Source organism: Chryseobacterium sp. WLY505, from assembly GCF_030846215.1.
Taxonomy (GTDB): Bacteria; Bacteroidota; Bacteroidia; order Flavobacteriales; family Weeksellaceae; genus Chryseobacterium.
In genome coordinates, this window is the sequence record NZ_JAVCWI010000001.1 from 914,279 (window position 1) to 929,111 (window position 14,833).

25 protein-coding genes are annotated in these 14,833 nt (G+C 34.3%); 24 read left to right on the plus strand and 1 reads right to left on the minus strand.

Annotated elements, in window-relative coordinates; translation table 11 throughout:
* The first annotated feature begins 17 nt into the window (after nt 1-17).
* The 9 genes from RAH34_RS04175 to RAH34_RS04215 all read left to right on the plus strand — a co-directional run bounded on the left by RAH34_RS04175 (nt 18) and on the right by RAH34_RS04215 (nt 4,095).
* Nucleotides 18-353, plus strand: coding sequence for a hypothetical protein (locus RAH34_RS04175; RefSeq protein ID WP_306595245.1), 336 nt, complete (start codon nt 18-20; stop codon nt 351-353).
* 8 nt (nt 354-361) lie between these two features.
* A complete protein-coding gene (locus tag RAH34_RS04180) occupies nt 362-997 on the plus strand; it encodes a hypothetical protein (RefSeq protein ID WP_306595246.1) in 636 nt (211 codons plus the stop codon).
* 84 nt (nt 998-1,081) lie between these two features.
* Nucleotides 1,082-1,660, plus strand: coding sequence for a DNA cytosine methyltransferase (locus RAH34_RS04185; RefSeq protein WP_306595247.1), 579 nt, complete (start codon nt 1,082-1,084; stop codon nt 1,658-1,660).
* A gap of 19 nt (nt 1,661-1,679) precedes the next feature.
* Nucleotides 1,680-1,949, plus strand: coding sequence for a hypothetical protein (locus RAH34_RS04190; RefSeq protein WP_306595248.1), 270 nt, complete (start codon nt 1,680-1,682; stop codon nt 1,947-1,949).
* Between the two features lie 19 nt (nt 1,950-1,968).
* Nucleotides 1,969-2,430 (plus strand): methyltransferase domain-containing protein, encoded by a 462-nt coding sequence (locus RAH34_RS04195; protein WP_306595249.1) that lies wholly within the window; start codon nt 1,969-1,971, stop codon nt 2,428-2,430.
* 163 nt (nt 2,431-2,593) lie between these two features.
* Nucleotides 2,594-3,007 (plus strand): hypothetical protein, encoded by a 414-nt coding sequence (locus RAH34_RS04200; protein WP_306595250.1) that lies wholly within the window; start codon nt 2,594-2,596, stop codon nt 3,005-3,007.
* Nucleotides 3,004-3,468: a hypothetical protein gene (locus RAH34_RS04205; protein ID WP_306595251.1), complete on the plus strand. Its 465-nt coding sequence runs from the start codon at nt 3,004-3,006 to the stop codon at nt 3,466-3,468. Before RAH34_RS04200 ends, RAH34_RS04205 begins: the two co-directional genes overlap by 4 nt.
* Before the next feature lie 2 nt (nt 3,469-3,470).
* Nucleotides 3,471-3,701 (plus strand): hypothetical protein, encoded by a 231-nt coding sequence (locus RAH34_RS04210; RefSeq protein ID WP_227941991.1) that lies wholly within the window; start codon nt 3,471-3,473, stop codon nt 3,699-3,701.
* 184 nt (nt 3,702-3,885) lie between these two features.
* Nucleotides 3,886-4,095, plus strand: coding sequence for a hypothetical protein (locus RAH34_RS04215; protein ID WP_306595252.1), 210 nt, complete (start codon nt 3,886-3,888; stop codon nt 4,093-4,095).
* Nucleotides 4,096-4,356: 261 nt separating this feature from the next.
* Here RAH34_RS04215 and RAH34_RS04220 read toward each other — a convergent pair whose 3' ends face one another.
* Nucleotides 4,357-4,821 carry a hypothetical protein gene (locus RAH34_RS04220; protein WP_306595253.1) on the minus strand — a complete coding sequence of 155 codons (465 nt, stop codon included), beginning with the start codon at nt 4,819-4,821 and terminating at the stop codon, nt 4,357-4,359.
* 163 nt (nt 4,822-4,984) lie between these two features.
* Here RAH34_RS04220 and RAH34_RS04225 point away from each other — a divergent pair, with 163 nt between their 5' ends.
* From RAH34_RS04225 to RAH34_RS04295, 15 genes are all read left to right on the plus strand, one after another.
* Nucleotides 4,985-5,203, plus strand: a complete 219-nt coding sequence (locus tag RAH34_RS04225; protein WP_306595254.1) for a hypothetical protein — start codon at nt 4,985-4,987, stop codon at nt 5,201-5,203.
* A 19-nt stretch (nt 5,204-5,222) separates the two neighbouring features.
* Entirely contained in the window at nt 5,223-5,774 is a 552-nt protein-coding gene (locus tag RAH34_RS04230) for an NUMOD4 domain-containing protein (RefSeq protein ID WP_306595255.1), read from the plus strand.
* 1 nt (nt 5,775) lies between these two features.
* Nucleotides 5,776-6,165, plus strand: coding sequence for a hypothetical protein (locus RAH34_RS04235; protein WP_306595256.1), 390 nt, complete (start codon nt 5,776-5,778; stop codon nt 6,163-6,165).
* Nucleotides 6,162-6,365, plus strand: a complete 204-nt coding sequence (locus RAH34_RS04240; protein ID WP_306595257.1) for a hypothetical protein — start codon at nt 6,162-6,164, stop codon at nt 6,363-6,365. Before RAH34_RS04235 ends, RAH34_RS04240 begins: the two co-directional genes overlap by 4 nt.
* The gene (locus RAH34_RS04245; protein ID WP_306595258.1) at nt 6,362-6,874 is read left to right on the plus strand and encodes a ParB N-terminal domain-containing protein; all 513 of its coding nucleotides are present in this window, start codon (nt 6,362-6,364) and stop codon (nt 6,872-6,874) included. The genes RAH34_RS04240 and RAH34_RS04245 overlap by 4 nt, the downstream gene beginning before the upstream one ends.
* A gap of 18 nt (nt 6,875-6,892) precedes the next feature.
* Nucleotides 6,893-7,213, plus strand: a complete 321-nt coding sequence (locus tag RAH34_RS04250; RefSeq protein WP_306595259.1) for a hypothetical protein — start codon at nt 6,893-6,895, stop codon at nt 7,211-7,213.
* Between the two features lie 7 nt (nt 7,214-7,220).
* Complete coding sequence (locus RAH34_RS04255; RefSeq protein ID WP_306595260.1) at nt 7,221-7,790, plus strand: hypothetical protein; 570 nt, start codon at nt 7,221-7,223, stop codon at nt 7,788-7,790.
* A 2-nt stretch (nt 7,791-7,792) separates the two neighbouring features.
* Nucleotides 7,793-8,278, plus strand: coding sequence for a hypothetical protein (locus RAH34_RS04260; protein ID WP_306595261.1), 486 nt, complete (start codon nt 7,793-7,795; stop codon nt 8,276-8,278).
* Nucleotides 8,279-8,353: 75 nt separating this feature from the next.
* Nucleotides 8,354-9,784, plus strand: coding sequence for a phage terminase large subunit (locus RAH34_RS04265; RefSeq protein WP_306595263.1), 1,431 nt, complete (start codon nt 8,354-8,356; stop codon nt 9,782-9,784).
* A 12-nt stretch (nt 9,785-9,796) separates the two neighbouring features.
* Nucleotides 9,797-10,102 carry a hypothetical protein gene (locus RAH34_RS04270; RefSeq protein WP_306595264.1) on the plus strand — a complete coding sequence of 102 codons (306 nt, stop codon included), beginning with the start codon at nt 9,797-9,799 and terminating at the stop codon, nt 10,100-10,102.
* 12 nt (nt 10,103-10,114) lie between these two features.
* The gene (locus RAH34_RS04275; RefSeq protein WP_306595265.1) at nt 10,115-10,522 is read left to right on the plus strand and encodes a hypothetical protein; all 408 of its coding nucleotides are present in this window, start codon (nt 10,115-10,117) and stop codon (nt 10,520-10,522) included.
* Nucleotides 10,523-10,603: 81 nt separating this feature from the next.
* Entirely contained in the window at nt 10,604-12,307 is a 1,704-nt protein-coding gene (locus tag RAH34_RS04280) for a hypothetical protein (protein ID WP_306595266.1), read from the plus strand.
* Entirely contained in the window at nt 12,279-12,776 is a 498-nt protein-coding gene (locus RAH34_RS04285) for a hypothetical protein (RefSeq protein ID WP_306595267.1), read from the plus strand. The genes RAH34_RS04280 and RAH34_RS04285 overlap by 29 nt, the downstream gene beginning before the upstream one ends.
* Before the next feature lie 25 nt (nt 12,777-12,801).
* The gene (locus RAH34_RS04290) at nt 12,802-13,692 is read left to right on the plus strand and encodes a hypothetical protein (protein WP_306595268.1); all 891 of its coding nucleotides are present in this window, start codon (nt 12,802-12,804) and stop codon (nt 13,690-13,692) included.
* Between the two features lie 58 nt (nt 13,693-13,750).
* Complete coding sequence (locus RAH34_RS04295) at nt 13,751-14,824, plus strand: hypothetical protein (protein ID WP_306595269.1); 1,074 nt, start codon at nt 13,751-13,753, stop codon at nt 14,822-14,824.
* Nucleotides 14,825-14,833: the final 9 nt, after the last annotated feature.

Here is a 14,833-nt window from a genome sequence, read left to right on the forward strand (position 1 = left end):
TTTAAAAAAATATAACAATGGAAAACAAATTAGAAAATAAAGCAAAGTTCTTCGCTCAGTATTTTGGCCAAGAGGTGGCAAAATGCAACACAGGACCAAGTAATATTTGCCATATCCAACACTACACATTAGGTATGGGAAACCCACAAAGATTTCATTTAGAACTCAAAAATATTGATCACATAACCGATGAAGAAGCTGAAATGTTAGGTTTTGATGATGTAAATCACTTCTTCATAAGTGGAAGTGTAGACAGTATGAAAGATGAACTGAGACTTCTTGGTTTCGCTGTTGAGTGGGCAGGATGGACCGTTGAAGAGCTTATTAGTTTCGGTTGGATTAAACTTAAATAAAACTAGCCATGAGTCACCAAGAGAAGCAACCAAAATTGATATTACATCTTTGTGCAGACATTGGAAGTGATAGTTTATTTTATCGAATGTCAGATGAATATGAAGTAGTGATGGTAGGTAAAGAAATAGGTGTTGAAAACTTTAATCCGCCTGATAATGTGTACGGAATTATTGCGAATCCAGTTTGCACCGAATTTTCAACAGCTGGAGGATTTGATAAGGTTAATGATCTTGAAAAAGGTATGATACTAGTTAATCATTGCTTAAGAATAATAAAAAAAGCAAAGCCGGTATTCTGGGTTCTTGAAAATCCTTTCAATGGAAGATTAAAAGAAATAATAGGGCCACCCAAAGCAGTTTATCAACCATGGCAATATGGAAGCGCTTGGACAAAAAAAACTGCACTTTGGGGGGAGTTTAATATGCCGGATCCATTGTTCAAAAAATGGGAAGATGTTCCAAAGAATGAAAACCTGTATATAAGACCAGGTAGGAAAAAGCCCGGTTTAGTATACTTCCATAAATCTGCTGTTGAACTGATTCCTGAATTCCAATGGGCAAAAGACAAAATAAAATGTGATGCAGATATTCGCTCAATGTGCAGTCGTGGGTTTGCTGAACAATTCTTTTTAAATAATCAATAATTATTACAAAATGGAAAATCACCAAGAGAAGCAACGCATATTTGATCAATTAGTTCAAAATATTAATCCCGAAAATCTCATCAAATGAAAATACTTAATCTTTATGCCTGTGTAGGTGGGAATAGGAAATTATGGGGAGAGAATCACGAGATAACAGCCGTTGAACTAAAACCAGATATTGCTGCCATTTACCAGGAATTATATCCAGATGATACTGTAGTGGTGGGTGATGCAAACAAAGATCTTTTAGATCATTATCATGAATTTGATTTCATTTGGTTGAGTAGGCCTTGTACGAGTCATTCCAGAGCTAACTTCTGGGCAAGTCGAAATAAAAATAACAGGAAAAAAGTAATGCCGGATCTTACTTTATATAGTGAAATTATTTTCCTTCAAAATTGGTATGACGGACTTTTCGTGGCTGAAAATGTAAAACCTTACTATACGCCTCTGATCACCTATTTAACCAAGGAGATAGAGCATGAGGGAAAGATAATAATTCCGCTATATGAACTACAAAGAGAAGATAAAGCATTCACTATTGATTTTATTGAGATTTTCGGATATGAAGAATTAAAAGTATCTGTTTATGAAAAATTATTAGAATGGCACTTCAACGTCTTCGGACTTCCGGAATCACAAATATCAACAAAGCAACTTTAACTAAATAATATTTACAAAAATGAAAAAATTCAAGAACAAGAAAACGAATGAAATTGTAGAAGCAATTCAGTTTAATGAAAAAAACAGGCACAGAACTGTAAATTATGTAAGAGCCGTACAAGGAACCAAATACATTGATGATGTGCCAATTTTCACCATAATGTCTAATGATAACGAAACAGCAGAACTAAAGGACAATGAATGGTGTGTTAACCGAGATAAATCTATGAATCCGTACAGTGAAGTGTATTCTGCTGTTGATTTTGAAAACACGTTTGATAAACTTTAACTAATAAATAAATTATACAATGGGAAAGAAGATCCTCGATGTGTGTTGTGGCAGTAAAATGATGTGGTTTAATAAACAGCATCCCGATGTTATGTACTCCGACAAGCGAAAAGGAATCTTTGAAGCATATGGGAATAAAACAATCGTAGATCCTGATGTTGTTGCGGACTTTACTAACCTTCCTTTTTCTGATAATACTTTCTATATAGTGGTTATGGATCCACCGCATTCAAAATGGTTGGGAAACAATACTATTTTAGGGCAAAAATATGGTCAGTTATTGTCGAATTGGGAGATAGAAATTAAAGAAGGATTCAAAGAATGCATGAGGGTGTTGAAACCAAATGGAACATTAATTTTCAAATGGAATGACAAAGATGTTAAACTATCAAAACTATTGGAAGTCATTGAACATGAGCCTCTTTTTGGACACACTTCTGGAAAACATGGCAAAACTATTTGGCTGTGTTTCATGAAATAAATTTAACCCCGTGCCATCTTAGGGTGGCACTTAAAACAAAAGAACAAAAATGAAAATAAAACACGAAGACGTAATCACAGCATTTTTAGTGATAGGAATAATTGGTATGTTATCAATTATGATTTTAGGAATGGTTTTATGGGCAATTGAAAATTAAAGAATCATGAATCTACAATTGTCTTTAAAAAAGAAATGGTTTGAAATGACCAAAGCTAGAATCAAACCCGAAGATTATAGAGAGGTAACGCCGTATTGGTTAAAACGATTGATGTTTTATTCTACTGATGAATATACTCTAACAAATAGTGAATGGGAAGAAGCTTGCTCGGATATTCTTTCATCAAGTCAATCTTCTTCTGATTACACGGAGCATTTGGAATATCACTTAGATAATTGGTATTTGAAATTTAAAGAATTTACCATTAACACAATGACTTTAGGTTATCCATCAAAAAACGATACTGAAAGAATTTTAAAACTCGAGCATGCAGGAATTGAGATCCGTGAAGGAAATCCGGAATGGGGTGCAGAACCCGGTAAACTTTATTTTGTAATTAAACACGGAAAAATAACATGAAACAGTTAGAGATAAAAACAAATAGAAGACTCCTTATTATCGAATCAGAGTCTGGAAATTATGCATATGATTATAGAGTTGATGAAAAAGGCCCGCATCCAATAAAAAAGATCTGCAAAGGCTCCGATCTTACTGAGGATATTGCCGAAGGTTTAGTAAACATATTTGATCTGTCCTATTATGTTGACTATAACGGTCATTCACCAAGATGCTACGTTGATACTGCTTTAGAATCCTTTATTTCCGCTATCGAGGCAGCTGGCTACCATTGGGGAGAGAATCCGGTGAAAGAGCCTAGAATGTCAGATTATGGATGGTATGCTTCAGGTCACCCGGAAGAAGATAGTGGCTGGATGTATGAGGAAGGTGAGAATAAGTACTATGAGTCTCTTAAATTATTTGAAGAAGCTCAATCCAGAACCTTAAACCCATCAAAATGTATAATCTTTGAAATAGTGTAAAGATGAAAGAAAGATATTTTTTTATTTCATATTCAATAAGAACTGATAAAGTTTCAGGATATGGAAACTGGGGATACATAACAAGAGATGGTAAATTTTTTAATAAAAAAATTGTCGGAAAAGCAATAGCAAAAAAAAGTGGATTCAAGGAAGAAGACGTTGTTATACTAAATTTTAAAGAATTCAATAACGAATCAGATTTAAATAATTTCTTTGATTTAAAAGATGACTAATTACGGAAACCCACAAAACCAAACCAAACAAAAAAGCTAAATTAGAACTATGAAAGAATTTATTAACGACTGCATGTTATTTAAAAGCAAAGATTTGCAAATGAGAATAATCGGAATAGGTTCATGGTTTTGGATTGCCTGCGTGGTATGCTTACTTTTCTATCTGTTTTAGTATATTTACTCCATGGAAGAAATAGAAGCGAAAATACTGGAAATTGTAAGAGATCAACATAAAAAAGACGGCGGAACAAACGGCGTCACTATGGATGCGTTCGATAGCTTTTTAAACATGTCTTTAGAAGAACGTAACGAACTTATTTACCGGATGGCCAAAGAGAAAAAGATCCACATTTTCCAGAGCCTGAATTCAAAACGAATTACATTACCAAAATAAAAGCCCCTGAATTAACAGGGGTATTTTAACAATTTTCTTCGATCCATTTATACAACTCTTCCAAAGACTTTCCCATTGTCATTAAATTTGTTTTGGCGTGCAATGCGGGAATTTCCTTATCTTTTTCTCTGTGGGTGATTGTTCTTATGCAGCTTGGGCACTTATAGTGATCATGAGAAGCTTTTGTCCTTTTATACTTACATCCATGGGCCAATAAGAAGGCGATCCAATCCTTAGTTTTTACTGGTCTATTATTTCCCATTAATATGCAAGTTCTAACATTTGTGACTTCAATGATTCAGGTTCGAAATCTGCAGTAACATTATTTTTGTCAACGAAAGTTCCCGAATAGTTTTTATTCCTTAATCTTTCTTTTTTGAAGCCAAGGGTATTAAGATAATAATTTGCACGAGCAGAACTTAAAGATAGTATATCTTCACAAAAGTTATCAAGATTATGCGTAAAAGAATTTAGCGCTTCTTTTTCTGTATGACCATAACCAGTTACAAGTAAAGTAGGCGAAATGAAAACGAAATATTCTCCGTCTTTTCCGCTACTTACCATAATTCTTAGCTCAACTCTAGAATTTTTTATTCTAATTGACTCCTTAACAGGTTCTTTGCTTATTATTCTTGCCATAATTGAGGTGTAAATATAATACAATTTTTTAATAGATAAATCATACTTATTAATTTTTAACATATGACGTAAATGTTTGATATTCATTGTTTTTTTGCTTTTTTTATTTTTAATGAATGTCTAAAAATATACGAGTAACACGCCAAAACATGTCGTGTTTTTTTGTTTTATAAATACTAAAAAAAAATAAATCAAATATTATTATTAATTTTGTTTTTAACTTAAAGTAATACTTTAAATAAACATTGTAATGAATTGTAAATTTGTATTATTAAAAAATAAAATAAACAAGATTGTTGAAAAATTTCATGAAGAATATGATCTTTCTAATGATCAGGAATTTATTCTTAGAAAAATACTGGAAGGATTGAAAAACCACCCTCCCGATTTGTCTTTAGACTTGTGTTCTAAATTGATTTCAGGACCTGTTATTAAAGAGAAGTATTCAAACTTAGATAACCCAATATAAACTATTAAAAACAGCATAAATGAAAGGATTAATAACTGTAAAAGATACTTTAAGCACAGATTTGCAAGATTTGCCTGGTGAAATTTGGGAAGACCTGCCCGGGTATGTTGGAAGATATGAAATATCAAACTATTCCAGAGTTAAGAGCATGATCAAAAGGAAGGCGCTTATTTTAAAGAAGTCAATTTCCAATGGTAGATTTAAAGTTGCTTTGACATCCAAAACCGGGAAAATAAAATGTGAGAACGTGGGGCGTATTTGCGCTTCTGTTTTTCTACGTTCGCCGGAAGATAATGAAGTATTGGAATATTTGGATAAAAATGTACTAAACGATGCTTTTTTCAACTTAAGATGGAGGACATGGCAAAGTGTTAATCTTGAAAAGGCAAAAAAACAACCTTACAATCAGGGAGAAAAAAACGGGATGGCAACCTTAAGCTATAAAAAAGCCTTATTGATCCGAAATGAAAGAAAAGCAGGCAAGACTTATTCTGAACTGTCATTAGAGCATAAGGTGTCTGTACCATGTCTTCAGAAAGTTATTGCAAATAAAACGTGGAAAACTGCTTAAAATGAAAAAACAACCTGAATTTGATTTACAGAAAAGAGTATGCGCGTATTTGAGGGTAGCACATCCGGATGTTTTATTTATGTCTGATACAATTGCCTCTTTGAAATTAACCAAGCAGCAAGCTGTAAGGAATTCACAAATACAAAAACCCGGTTTTAAAACTCCTGATGTTATTGTTTTTGAACCAAGAGGAAAGTTTACTGGTCTGTTTATGGAATTGAAGGTTGTCAAACCTTTTAAGTTGAATGGAGAACTAAAAGCAGATAAGCATATACAGGAGCAAGCAGAGTCAATAAATAAGTTGATAAAACGCGGATACCATGCTTCTTTCCAATGGGAATTTAATCAAATAGTAAAACTTATAAACTGGTACTTAACACTACAATCATGAAAACATGTACACCAAAACACTATAAAACCCAGTATAAGTCTGTAACAGCAGTTTATCAGTATGGAAAAATAAGATATAAAGCTTCAATGGCTGCCGGTGTTGGTAAACTATATGACGACATAAGAAGTGCAGCTTTGGCTGTTGATAAATATTTAATTAAAAAAGGTAAAAACCCTGTAAATATATTGGTGAAAAAATGAAATCAAAAATAGTAAAAATATCAGAAATAAAGGTAAATCCTAATAATCCCAGATTAATAAAGGATGATAAATTTAGAAAGCTGGTAAAATCCATTGAGGAATTTCCTCAAATGCTTGATATCCGGCCGATAGTTGTAAACGGTGATATGATAGTACTTGGAGGAAATATGCGATTAAAAGCATGTCAGGAAGCCGGATTAAAAGAAGTTCCCATTATCATTGCTGACAACCTCTCAGAAGAGCAGCAAAGGGAGTTTCTTATCAAAGACAATGTTTCTGGTGGTGAATGGGATTGGGATATGTTATTGAACGAATGGGACACTGATTTGTTGGAAGACTGGGGATTGGATGTAAAGTTTCCTATAGCATCAGGAGATGAAGAAGAACCGGAAGAGCAAACATACATTCCTGTATTTCGCTTTGAAGTAACCTGCAAGACAGAATCCGAAAAGAATAAATTAATGGCTGATCTTTTATTGAAAGGATTTAGCTGTACAGAAGATTATTAATTATTAAAACATAAAGACATGAATCATTTTATCGAAGTAAAAGAAATAGAGATTTCAGATATAGGAAAAGCTGTTTTGAGTGAAAGTTATCCAAAAAGTGGATTCTGGCTTGTTAAGGTGAAAAATATTGGACATTTACGGTTTGTAGATAAAGAAGAGAATATCACTACTCCTATTTGTGGTGAACATATTTACAAGTCAATGGGGATAGACTTCCCGGTATTGCCAAAGCAGGAAGAAATAACGAATATGTCCACATTTTATAACGTCGCCCCCGGATATGTTTCAGAAATGTTTGTTCTGGACTTCGCAAAACTGTTGTTAAGTAAAAAGCAATAAATCATTCATGAAATTAACAAAGGCACAAAGAGAAATTCTCTATAAAAAATACGATGGCAAATGTGCGTATTGTGGTTGTGAATTACCTGAAAGATGGCTTGCAGATATGATTGTTGATCCTATACGAAACAGCAAGTGGAATAATGAATTACAAAAATGGGAATACGTAGGACTTTATAAAAATAAAGATCTGGAATCTATCGACAATAGAAATCCATGCTGTAAAAGTTGTGACGTTCATAAAAGCACCAAAACACTAGAACAATTTAGACAATCACTTTACAATTTGCTTAAGCTTGTAACAGAAGAAAACGGGTATTATAAGATCCTCAACAGATTTGGAATGTTACAGGAAACAGGTCAAAAAGTACGTTTCTTTTATGAAACATATGAACGTAAAGAAATAACGAAACACTCAAACCATTATTATTTTACTGTACAGGAGGAACGTCTTTATGAAGTATATAAAACAATAAGGGGAACACGGTATTTAGTTGTGTGTGATGTTCCTGGAATTCCAGATACCGAACAATGCTCTGATGATTTAATAAAGTATGTTGAACGAGAATACCTATAATCATGGCTTACACAGAAGAAAGAAAAGAAAAGATCTTCAATAAGATCATAAATTTAATAGTAGATGAAGGCAAGCCAGTAAGGCAGATTCTAAAAGAGAAATGGGCACCTTCAACAAGTACGTTCTTTGATTGGTTAGAAGAAGATGAAAAGAAAGCAAAACGATACGCGCGTGCGTGCGAAATCAGGGCCGATATTCTTTTCGAAGAAATGCATGAGATTGCCTTTACACCTGAAATCGGTGAAACCGTAGAAATGAACCAGAAAGGCGGCAAGAATGGTAAAAAGGAGATGAGGAAAATCCAAGGGGATATGCTGGGACACCGTAGATTAAAGGTAGATACTTTGAAATGGCAAATATCCAAATTGAATCCTAAAAAGTACGGAGATAAGCTTGATGTAACTTCAGGAGGTGATAAAATCCTTTCTGCAGAAGAAAGAGCTCAGAAAATACGAGAGCTAAAAGATAAATTGAACAACAACCCATAAAAGCCAGAGGGATAAAAATAAACCCAAAAAACCCAGTGGGTTATTTTAAAACCCAATTAACCCAAATAATAAAACGTGAGTCTTACAGACGATGAAATATTGCTGCTTGAACGTCTTTTACATGAGGAAAAGATGGATCAGCTGTTTAGAAAACTAATTACCATAGATGAAGAAACAAATCCGAACTACAAATTATTATATGAGGCTATAAATACGCAGAAGTGGGGTTTTAATGAGCAAAGTAGACCAGCATTGTTATATGGCTATGCTGGTGTTGTTTTAGAAGGGAGTTCAAGGTCTGGTAAAACGTGGAGCGGTGTAGATATTATCATATATCTGGCTACTGTAAAACATAAAAATCAAGTTTGCACCATCAACATCTACAGGGAGACATACAATGAATTCAAGACAACTCTTTATGATGATTTCAAACGTAGATTAGATGATTACGGACTCCCAAATCCATTTCACACAGCTAAAGAGGTTCCGAGCTTTAAAATAGGTAAAACAACGGTTCATTTCCTTGGTGATGGTAAACATGGTGGAGGATGTGATTATGCTTTCTTTAATGAAGGTATGATGATTAAGAACGCAATCTTTGATCAGGTAGAAATGAGGTGTAGAATAATGTGGTGGATGGACTATAACCCGTCTTTTACTGATCACTGGGTTTTTGATAAAATTCTTCATAGAAGCGATGTGGCATTTTTAAGAACAACATTCTTAGATAATCCCTACATATCGGCCACTGAGCTAAATAAGATTTTAAGTTATGAGCCTTGGCTGCCAGGAAGCTATGAAGTTACCGTTGATGGAGTTTACTATAATGGACTTCCGATAACGGAAAAGAACCAGCCTCCAAAACACCCTACAAATGTTGATTCTGGTACAGCTGATGAATTCATGTGGAAGGTTTACGGTCTTGGATTGCGCGGCGCAATGAAAGGGGTGATCTTTGATAATGTAGTTTGGATTGATGAATTCCCGGAACACTTAGGATATATTGGGGTTAATGACTTTGGATTTACTTCTGATCCGAACTCTTTCAATAAATACGTTGAGACCGAAGATACTATTTACATTGACCCATTAATTTATGAGCCACTAGAAACTGCAGATGTTTTAAGTGCTGCAATTGAAGCTCATGATTTTGACAAAGACGCAACAATAGTCTGCGATTCTTCAGATAAAAGAGTTTCTGAAAAAAACGGAACCGTGCAGATGGTTTACGATATGCAGCAACTTGGATGGAATGCAATCAAAGTCTCAAAGGTTAAATCTGTTACGTACTGGATTCTTTCAATGAAGAGAAAAAGAATATGTATTGTAAAAAACCACCTACATCAAAAATATATCAAAAAAGAAGTAGAAAATTATAAATGGATGGAGATTAACGGAATCCAGGTAAACCTGCCAATTGATAAGTACAATCACTTCTGGGACGCTGTAAGATATGGGCATATGGCTTGGAATTCTGATAATACAGTAGAATCTGAAACTAATTAATTAAATTTGAAGATGACTAATACAGAAGCAAAATTAATCCATGGATTAATAAAAAAAGCAAATAGAGTTAAGGCCGTGGAGATATCAGGGTTCTTTACAATGCTACATCAGGAAGGTAAATGCAATGATGATTTGATAAAAGGAATTGAAGAATATATTGGAATTCTAAGCATATTACATAAAAAGTGTGAAGGTCTTTCTGTTTACAAGATCCAGAAGAAAGCAAATCCAATTGATCCGGCCGACTTTGCAAAGTTTACCAAGTTCCATGTGGAAATAACTGAGCTTATGAAAGCCGCTAAAGAACAAATGAACTAAATTTACAGCAATATGGAAGCAAAAGATCTAATGATTGGCAATATAGTAAACGCTGTTGTCACTAATGGAATTGAGACTATTAAAATTTATGAGGTTCAGATATTTGAAATTCTGCATGATGGGATTCGTGATATTAATGGTTTAAAATTCGGTTTTAATAATTTGGTCGGTGTTAGAATAACAAAAGAAATACTTCTTAATTTAGGATTTGAAAGATCTAAAGGAGATATTCAAAATGAAAATGATTCAATATATAGATTGAGAGATTCAGATGATGAGTCTTTTTATATTTCTTTTGGAGAAAACCCGATGATATGTATAGATGGATTCGGAGGGTTACATTATGTTGATTATGTCCATGAATTACAAAATCTCTACTTTACACTTGGAATTAAAGAACTAAAATTAGAACAGTCTTAACAGGCTGTTTTTTTTGTTTTCAAATTATACCCATCAATTACATAAATACCCTAAAGTACTTTTGCTTAAAAGCAAAGATACTTGGAGCCAGCTGAATTCATAAAAAAGAAAGTAAATCACAAATATATCCTCGATGCCAGACAACAGCAGAAGGATCTTTCTTATTTTATTCAGGGTTCTTTGCAGGACGAAATCACTATTGAGTATCTAAGAGTTTGGAGTAATAGAAAATATTCTTCTGACAATAAATTTCTAAACTGGGTTAAACTAGTTTTCAAAACTGAAAACTTTCTTTCATTCTACAAATACCTTCGCAATCCAGTTGCATCTGCAAAACTTGTTAATGATGATATTAAACCACAATTAAGAAGGGTTTTTCATGCAGATGATTCCGTTTTCAAATATTCCGTAAAAGGAATAGAGGAAACATGTCACGCAGATTTAAATTCAAAGCAATTTGACGAAGAGCTTTTTAATACTATTCTATTTGATCACAATTCAGTTGTAGTTCAGGATATAGACATTGAGTCAAAAAGATACAGAGAGATTGTACCAATATCTAAAATAGTATCAGTTGACTGTGATCGTGATCAGATTAATAAGATAGCTTATTACTCATGTTTGGAGCTGGAAAATAGTTCTATTCATGGTTTCTCATACATTGATAAGGACCAGTATGTTTTCTTTGATAGAGACTACAATATGATTGTTCGGTCTTTTCATGACTTAGGAGTTTGTCCAGCTGATTGGATCTCTTCAGAAAATATGTTCCAGGATAATAATGTAGTAAAGAAATCAATATTCTCTTACGCTTTACCGGATTTTGAAGAATATGTTTTTCTCAAAACACTTCAAAGGATGACAGAACCTAACGGGGCGATTCCTGTTACAGTTCAGCTAAATGCAAAGGAAACTAACCCATCAGGAGAATTGAGAAAGGGGCTTTCTAAAGAGCCGATGTCTTCTGCTATACTAGGAGCTCAAACATCAAATGATACTAATCCAATCGCTCCATCAGAGAGTGATCTTCAGGCTGGAACAATAGTAAAAGTAACAGCACCAAAAAGCCAGGAAGGTAAGGTAGACATGGATGTAGTTCAGAACTACTTCCAATTTCACTATATGCCTGTAGAGGCAATGGAGTATCTCAATGAAAGAATTAAGGAAATTGAGAAACTGATATTATCTTCCATGATAGGAGATATAGCAGAACAGAATGAGGCTGCTAAAAATGAAATGCAGGTATCAAAAGGCTACGATAGTAAAGAAGACAGGTTGAGATGGCTTTCAAATGAGTTAAGCCGAATTAAGCAGTTGTCTGACTTTAAAACTTTGGCTTTACTTCATGGTAAAGATAAAGTATCTGTAGAAGTATTCTTTGGAACTGATTTCTTTATTGAATCTGTTGATGATTTATACAAGTCTTTTTCGTTAGCTCCAAATGCGATAGAGCGTAGAAAGATTTTAAAAAGAATTTCTCAGACCAGGAATAAGCATAATCTTCAACAGGCTAAAAGAGATACTATTCTCTACGACATTATCCCTTATGTTTCAGATAAGGATTTTTCAACAGCTATGAGTACCGAAGCGCAAGTAGATCCTGTTGTTTTTCAATTACAGACAAGATTTGATTATTGGATATCAATTTTTGAAGCCGAATATGGACAAATGGAGCTTTTCTACGAAGGATTAGGAGAAATGACGGAAAGTACCAAGATGATTACAATCAAGAATTTATTAAAAAACATTATACAAAATGAGCAAAAATCTGTCAGTAACGCTTAGACTTTTCTATGGCGAGCTAAACTACGATAAGGACGGAAATGTCAAGAGTAAGAATGAAACTGTATCGATCACTTTTGAAAGTCCGGAATGGGATAACTTCATTAAGCATTTAAAAGCTCATGGAGTAACAAGTGTCAAAATTGAAAAGGTTTATGATCTGTCTAAAGTAAACAAGGATGAACCTGTTGAGTCTTTAAAGAGATTCGGAGAAGTTGAAGATGTATCTGCTGTAAAAGCTGTAATCAATAAGCTTTTTGAAACTACTGAGAGACCTTTAACACTGGAACAAAAACAAATTAAAGAATTGCAAGAGCAAATTGCTGCTTTAACCGCTGGCGCAAAAGCAGGAACAAAACCAGATGCTAAGACCGGATTATCTAAAGGTGGCGCAAAAGCAGGAACAAATGCAGCTGAATCTAATAAAGACAATGCGGAAGGTGAAAGCGCTGCGGGTGAAGGTCAAAAATAATTAATTAAACAATACATAAAAGACTATGGAATTTTTAACAGAAGATGTTGCAAAAGAGCTGGGTTTAACGCCTGAACAAGTTAATGGTATTACCTCGAAGGGGGCTGAATACATTTCCGACCAGAAAAAAGAATGGGACAAGAAGGCGAACGAAAATGCAGAAGCCATACTTTCCGGAGCTTCAGAATATTTGCAGGAGAAAACAGGCGTTAAAGAAGGTCGTCAACAAGGTGAAAAGTTCGGAGATTATTTTGCGAGGCTTTCCAATAAAGCACTTGAAGTTAAGAACGGTGAAATTGAAGCCTTGAAAGCAGACTATCAAAAAAAACTCAAAGATTTCAAAGGCGATGAAGCTACGAAATTAGAGCTTGAGACAGCAAAACAGAAATTGGATGATGCTCAAAAGCTACTTGCAGACTATGATACTTTAAAGGATAAGGCTGAGAAGTTTGAGACTGCAACATCAGAACTTTCAGCATTTAAAATTAAAGCTGCTTTTGGTGATGTTAAGCCTGCCTTTTCCAAAGATGCAAATCAATATGAAGTTTCAGCAAAATGGAATGATTTCCAGAAGAGAACGCAAGATAAATATAATCTTGAACTGGTAGAAGGTGAATATTTAGCGATTGACAAAGAAAATCAATACAAAACAATTAAACTTTCTGATTTGGTTGCAAGTGATGAAGATCTGAAATCAATCACATCTGAAAGACAGGTAGGAGGAACAGGAGCCAAAGTTGATAAAACAAAGATCGAAGGCATTGAAGGTGATGTTCCTGTAACTGCAAAAACAGATGTTACTGAGCGAACAAAAATTGTCAAGGAACAAATTGCTAAAGAAGGGATTCTTCCAACAGATCCAAGATATTCTGCAAGGTTCGCTGAATTAAACAAAAAAATAAAAGAGTCAAACTAAATAAAATACTGCGAAGGACCGCAAGCGTGTATAATTATTAACAAAAAACAATTATTAAATGAATTTAGATGTAACAATGCTGAATAACTACCAGGACACCAATACGTTCTCGGAATCACGTTATGCGGAACTTGGTGGAGTTGATTTAGCAAAGAACAGTACAGAACAGGCTGATTGGATTTCACCTGATGTAGTACAAAAAATCGCTGAGATATCTTCTTTACGAGATGTAGAGATTCCGGCAATTATTGACCAAGAAGTAACAGTTACGGCGGTTCCGGGGTTTGAAATTCCTGCAAACCTTTCAATGTCTGGAAAGATTACACCGATCGCGTACGACATCTTCTCTGGCTTTAGACATTATCCTGCTCATTATGCCAACAATACAGTAAAAGAGCAGTTTGATCTTGATCACAAGGTTAAAAAAGTAACCTATGGAATGGGTAAAGCCTTAGATGCTATTATTCTTTCCAGATTAGAAGCTAGAAAAACGCAATCCCTTCCATTAGGGACAGCGCAAGTTTCTGATGGATCTAAAACTTTCAGTTTTAATGCCACTACAGATACTCTTGAAATTAGCAAAGAAGCTCAAAAAGAGTACATGTTTGCTAACCTTTCCAGAATTGTTGATGCAAATGAAATTGGAGGAGATTACGAGATTGTAACATCAAGAGCGGGTCTTGCAGCAGCAAAGAATGAATGGGCAAAATATGGAAACAGCAATGAGAAAAACCTTCAGGCTTTAGGATTTCCTGCAATCAATCAATTACACGAAACCGGAACCTTAGTCCCAGGGTCTAATAACTTCAATGGGTACTATGTAAGAAATGGTGCTATTGCAATGTATGAGAATTTCCCTGCAGATTTTAGAATGGGTACCAAGTTCGCTGGAAAAGAATGGTCGATTTCAGATATGGAGCTTCCATTTGTCAGAATGAGAGCTAACGTATTTACAAACCTTGAAGCTACAAATTCTACTTCATTGGTGGGTGCTGGAAGAGATACAAACTTAATCATGACCCATTATCAAGAAATGGCTTTATGGGTTAGAGTGTATCTGTTTGAAGAGTTTAATAGTGATTTGTCTAACAGAGTTAATCCGGTAATTAAAATCGCTGGATTAGCATCATAAAATAAGTAA

Excerpts from the sequence above, each read along its gene's own strand:
- RAH34_RS04250 (WP_306595259.1), top strand. The coding sequence starts at position 6,893 with ATGAATCATTTTATCGAAGTAAAAGAAATAGAGATTTCAGATATAGGA.
- RAH34_RS04180 (WP_306595246.1), top strand. The coding sequence starts at position 362 with ATGAGTCACCAAGAGAAGCAACCAAAATTGATATTACATCTTTGTGCA.
- RAH34_RS04195 (WP_306595249.1), top strand. The coding sequence starts at position 1,969 with ATGGGAAAGAAGATCCTCGATGTGTGTTGTGGCAGTAAAATGATGTGG.
- RAH34_RS04255 (WP_306595260.1), top strand. The coding sequence starts at position 7,221 with ATGAAATTAACAAAGGCACAAAGAGAAATTCTCTATAAAAAATACGAT.
- RAH34_RS04210 (WP_227941991.1), top strand. The coding sequence starts at position 3,471 with ATGAAAGAAAGATATTTTTTTATTTCATATTCAATAAGAACTGATAAA.
- RAH34_RS04295 (WP_306595269.1), top strand. The coding sequence starts at position 13,751 with ATGAATTTAGATGTAACAATGCTGAATAACTACCAGGACACCAATACG.
- RAH34_RS04245 (WP_306595258.1), top strand. The coding sequence starts at position 6,362 with ATGAAATCAAAAATAGTAAAAATATCAGAAATAAAGGTAAATCCTAAT.
- RAH34_RS04220 (WP_306595253.1), bottom strand. The coding sequence starts at position 4,821 with ATGAATATCAAACATTTACGTCATATGTTAAAAATTAATAAGTATGAT.
- RAH34_RS04190 (WP_306595248.1), top strand. The coding sequence starts at position 1,680 with ATGAAAAAATTCAAGAACAAGAAAACGAATGAAATTGTAGAAGCAATT.
- RAH34_RS04290 (WP_306595268.1), top strand. The coding sequence starts at position 12,802 with ATGGAATTTTTAACAGAAGATGTTGCAAAAGAGCTGGGTTTAACGCCT.
- RAH34_RS04260 (WP_306595261.1), top strand. The coding sequence starts at position 7,793 with ATGGCTTACACAGAAGAAAGAAAAGAAAAGATCTTCAATAAGATCATA.
- RAH34_RS04175 (WP_306595245.1), top strand. The coding sequence starts at position 18 with ATGGAAAACAAATTAGAAAATAAAGCAAAGTTCTTCGCTCAGTATTTT.
- RAH34_RS04275 (WP_306595265.1), top strand. The coding sequence starts at position 10,115 with ATGGAAGCAAAAGATCTAATGATTGGCAATATAGTAAACGCTGTTGTC.
- RAH34_RS04240 (WP_306595257.1), top strand. The coding sequence starts at position 6,162 with ATGAAAACATGTACACCAAAACACTATAAAACCCAGTATAAGTCTGTA.
- RAH34_RS04230 (WP_306595255.1), top strand. The coding sequence starts at position 5,223 with ATGAAAGGATTAATAACTGTAAAAGATACTTTAAGCACAGATTTGCAA.
- RAH34_RS04225 (WP_306595254.1), top strand. The coding sequence starts at position 4,985 with ATGAATTGTAAATTTGTATTATTAAAAAATAAAATAAACAAGATTGTT.
- RAH34_RS04285 (WP_306595267.1), top strand. The coding sequence starts at position 12,279 with ATGAGCAAAAATCTGTCAGTAACGCTTAGACTTTTCTATGGCGAGCTA.
- RAH34_RS04205 (WP_306595251.1), top strand. The coding sequence starts at position 3,004 with ATGAAACAGTTAGAGATAAAAACAAATAGAAGACTCCTTATTATCGAA.
- RAH34_RS04200 (WP_306595250.1), top strand. The coding sequence starts at position 2,594 with ATGAATCTACAATTGTCTTTAAAAAAGAAATGGTTTGAAATGACCAAA.
- RAH34_RS04185 (WP_306595247.1), top strand. The coding sequence starts at position 1,082 with ATGAAAATACTTAATCTTTATGCCTGTGTAGGTGGGAATAGGAAATTA.
- RAH34_RS04270 (WP_306595264.1), top strand. The coding sequence starts at position 9,797 with ATGACTAATACAGAAGCAAAATTAATCCATGGATTAATAAAAAAAGCA.
- RAH34_RS04215 (WP_306595252.1), top strand. The coding sequence starts at position 3,886 with ATGGAAGAAATAGAAGCGAAAATACTGGAAATTGTAAGAGATCAACAT.
- RAH34_RS04235 (WP_306595256.1), top strand. The coding sequence starts at position 5,776 with ATGAAAAAACAACCTGAATTTGATTTACAGAAAAGAGTATGCGCGTAT.